This window comes from Rhizobium sp. P1_E6, assembly GCF_056405875.1.
The window spans coordinates 1-3839 of record NZ_JBFUBG010000192.1; the positions used below are offsets into that span (position 1 = coordinate 1).

The window sequence follows — 3839 nt, forward strand, 5'->3', positions numbered from 1 at the left end:
GTCCATTGGGTGCGGGAAAGACGGAGCTGGTCGAATCCCTCTATGGCTTCATGCCGGAGTTGACCGGCGGCTCGGTGGAGCTCGGCGGCGCGGACTTTTCCCCGCGCAATCCGCGCGATTCCATTGCGCACGGGATCGCCTATGTCTCGGCCGAACGTCAAAAGGACGGCCTCATCCCCAATCTCTCGGTGCTGGAAAACATGATGCTCGGATGGCACCGCGGCGCGCCTCGCAAGGGCTCCGTGGTCAATCACGAGAAATCGAAAGAACTCTGTAGGTCGTTCATCCGCGATCTGGCGATCCGCACGCAGGGACCTGACCAGCCARTCAGCAGCCTCASCGGCGGAAACCAGCAGAAGGTCTTGCTTGCGCGAGCGCTGATCAACGAGCCGCGGCTCGTCTTGCTTGACGAGCCGACGCGAGGCATCGACCTCGGGGCAAAGCAGGACGTCTATCGCCTGATCCGAAACGTCGCGTCCAGAGGCACGGCGGTGCTCTACGCCACCATGGAAGAGGACGAGGCGCTCGAACTCTCGGACCGTATCCTCGTCCTGCGCGATGGAAAAAAAGTCACCCTCGTAAACACACGAGACACCAACCGCCACGAGCTTCTCGCTTTGGCCGGCGGCACAGCAATAAAGACAACGGTGGAACAGCAATGAAATCAAATGTAGCCAATCTGAAGAACGACGCGGTTGCGGTGGCGTCTTCGGACGCGAAGACCGAAACACCGAACCGCGCGAACTCGATCATTTCCATTCTGCGTTCTGCGGCGGGACTCCTCGCCGCCATCGCAATCGTCTGGCTGGTCTTCTCGCTGCTGACGGATGGCATATTCGTCAGCGATCGAAACCTCAGCAATCTCATGCGCCAGACCGCGATCACCGCCATCGTGGCGCTCGGAATGCTGGTCGTCATTGCGCAAGGGGAGATCGATCTGTCGGTCGGATCGTTCATGAGCCTTTGCGTTACCGTGGTCGCCATGATTGAGGCGAGCGGCACCGTCGGCCCATGGGTGACCATCCTCGCAGCACTTGCGATGGGCGTCGCAGTCGGGCTCTGGAACAGCGCCTGGGTCGCAAAGCTTGGGCTGCCGTCCTTCGTTGCCACCCTCGGCTCCCTGATGCTGTTGCGCGGGCTCGCGCTTGCACTGTCGGGCGGGCGCACGATCTCCGGCATCTCCGATGGAATTCGCTTTTTTGGCGACGCGTTCGTGACCGGTCCGGCGCTTTGGGCCTTTATCGCTGTTGCGGCAATCATCGCGCTCTGGCCATTGCGCAGCCTCAGCCAGAACAGCAATCCGCGCGGCGTCCTGATACGCGTTGCCCTGGGATTTGCGAGTGTCGTTCTCCTTGCCTGGGCGACGCTCTCTTATCGCGGCCTACCCATGCCGGTCGCGATTACGCTGACGGCGGCGGGACTTCTGGCCTGGCTGCTGACCAACACCGTTTGGGGACGCCATGTCTATGCCGTTGGCGGCAATCGGGCTGCCGCAAAGTCGGCCGGCATTCCCATCACCAAGCACCTGGTGACGTCCTTCATCCTGATCGGCGTGCTGACCGCGATCGGTACGCTGATGTTCGTCGGACGCCTTGGATCGGCCCCCCCGGAATCGGGCTTGTTCCTAGAATTGAATGCGATTGCAGCCGTGGTTATCGGTGGCGCGAGTCTCTACGGCGGCACCGGCCGGGTATCGGGTGTCCTGCTCGGTGCCTTGCTCATGCAGAGCCTCGGCAACGGCCTCTCGCTGCTGAACGTGCCGACTGCATATCAGAACATCACGAGTGGCATCGTCCTGATGCTTGCAGTATATATCGATGTTCTTTCAAAGCGCGGAGGCAAGCTATTCGCACGCCCTTGAAAAATGCCGCTGCAGTCTGTCTGTTGCCCCTCGCAGTCGCCGCTTACGGGGCCGGATATGTAGCGAGCAGCGCACGCAAGGTTTCGCGTGCGCTGCGGCGGATCCTCCGTCTGGATTGGCGCAGGATTTCCTATGGCCCCTTGGAACTCAAGACACCTGCCACATGGGGCGATATCGAGACCACGACCGACGGCATGCTGGTGCTCCACAACCGCCCGGCAAGGATGAGAGTGGACGGCGATCTGGTGTGGTATGGATCGACGATCGAAATCAGGATTTACCGCGCTCTCGATCCCCGACCGACGATCGGCAATGCTTCCCGCTTCTGGAAGGTTCGCCTCGGTACTCCGCAGGAACCGCTGATCGCCGAGCTCATCGTCGCCAACGGCGTTCGGCCCACGAAGGAGAAGGAAGCACAGCGGGTCTTTCGCTCCCTTCGCCTGACGGGCGATCCAGCGTCGATCGTCTGGCCGAGGCTGGAAGATCAGGGCATTGCGTTGCGACGGGTCGTCCCGCCGCATGGCTCGAACATCGCACGCGATTTCGAGAGCTTCTAAACCAGCTCACTAAATTCCCGGGCGATGGTGCGGACCGGCCAGCGGACCGAGCGGCTGTGCACGCCTATTCGCTGTGGCCGCGTCATCGGCCAGTGGGTCCGGTTATCGGAGCCTGAACACTATTTTAGCGACAATCATCAACGTCATTGGAGCGGAGTACCCATGGAGGAACTTTGGCGCATATCGGCTAGCCAACTCGCGGGCCTCATAAGGTCGAAACAGGTTTCGGCAAAGGAGTCCGCGGAAGCGGCGTTGAAGCGACTTCATTCGGTCAATCCGATGATCAATGCAGTTGTCGATCATCGGCCTGGCGACGTTCTCGCCCAGGCAAGCGCAATCGATGCGGCAATCGCGCGCGGTGAGGATCTCGGACCCCTGGCCGGCGTTCCCGTGACGATCAAGATCGGTGCCGACCAGAAAGGCTATGCGACGACCGACGGGATGAGGTTGCAGCGCGACAATGTTGCGGCTGCCGACAATCCGGCCGTCGGAAACCTGCGCAAATCCGGCGCCATCCTTCTCGGCAGAACCAACTGTTCCGCCGTCTCCTATCGCTGGTTTTCCACGAACCTGCTGCATGGAGACACGAAAAACCCACGCGATCCCGGTATCACGCCGGGCGGCTCTTCCGGTGGGGCAGGGGCAGCCGTTGCAGCCGGCATCGGACAGATTGCGCATGGAAGCGACATTGCCGGGTCGATCCGTTTTCCAGCCTATGCCTGCGGCGTGCATGGCCTGCGTCCGAGCCTTGGTCGCGTCCCGCACTTCAACCCGTCATGGGGCGGGCGTTCCATCGGCGGTCAGATCGGTGCGGTCTCCGGCCCGATCGCGCGCACCATCGACGACCTGCGGCTTTCCCTGGCCGCAATGGCGGCGCCCGACCTTTACGACCCGTGGTATGCCCCGGTGCCGCTTGAAGGACCAGAACGGCCCAAGAGCGTTGCGATGTGTGTCAATCCCGATGGCCTCAATCCCGTGCCCGAAGTGATCGCCGCCGTGCGCGACGCCGCTTCGCGACTGGAACGTGCGGGCTGGACTGTCGAGGAGATTTCCGAAACGCCGCCCTTGCGTGAGGCTGCCGACATCCAGGCGAAGCTGTGGCTCGGCGACGGCTACGAAGCACAGCTCGACATGGTAAAGATAGAGCGTGATCCTGGCGCGTTGGCCTGCTTGAACGGCATGCGCGACAAGGTTTACCCCTTCGACCTGTCAAAGGCATTGATACGGCGCGATATCCTGGTCCGGGTATGGTTTTCGTTTTTTGCCAAATATCCTGTCCTTCTCATGCCGGTATCCGGTGAACTGCCCTTCCCCGACAATTTCGACCTGCATGATGAGGCGTCGTTTGAACGTGTGTGGCACGCGCAGCTTCCCCAGGTCGGCATTCCCCTGATGGGCCTTCCGGCGTTGTCGGTATCGAC

General features: G+C 61.6%; 4 protein-coding genes. All 4 read left to right on the top strand.

What is annotated here, in order from left to right:
• Positions 1-662 (top strand): ATP-binding cassette domain-containing protein (locus AC1D35_RS35020; RefSeq protein ID WP_477942500.1); only part of this gene is annotated, 662 nt, incomplete at its 5' end.
• The gene (locus tag AC1D35_RS35025; RefSeq protein ID WP_113335198.1) at positions 659-1861 is read left to right on the top strand and encodes an ABC transporter permease subunit; all 1203 of its coding nucleotides are present in this window, start codon (positions 659-661) and stop codon (positions 1859-1861) included. The genes AC1D35_RS35020 and AC1D35_RS35025, both read left to right, overlap by 4 nt.
• 140 nt (positions 1862-2001) lie before the next feature.
• Positions 2002-2418: a hypothetical protein gene (locus tag AC1D35_RS35030; protein ID WP_477942502.1), complete on the top strand. Its 417-nt coding sequence runs from the start codon at positions 2002-2004 to the stop codon at positions 2416-2418.
• 162 nt (positions 2419-2580) lie between these two features.
• Positions 2581-3839 (top strand): amidase family protein (locus AC1D35_RS35035; RefSeq protein WP_477942504.1); only part of this gene is annotated, 1259 nt, incomplete at its 3' end.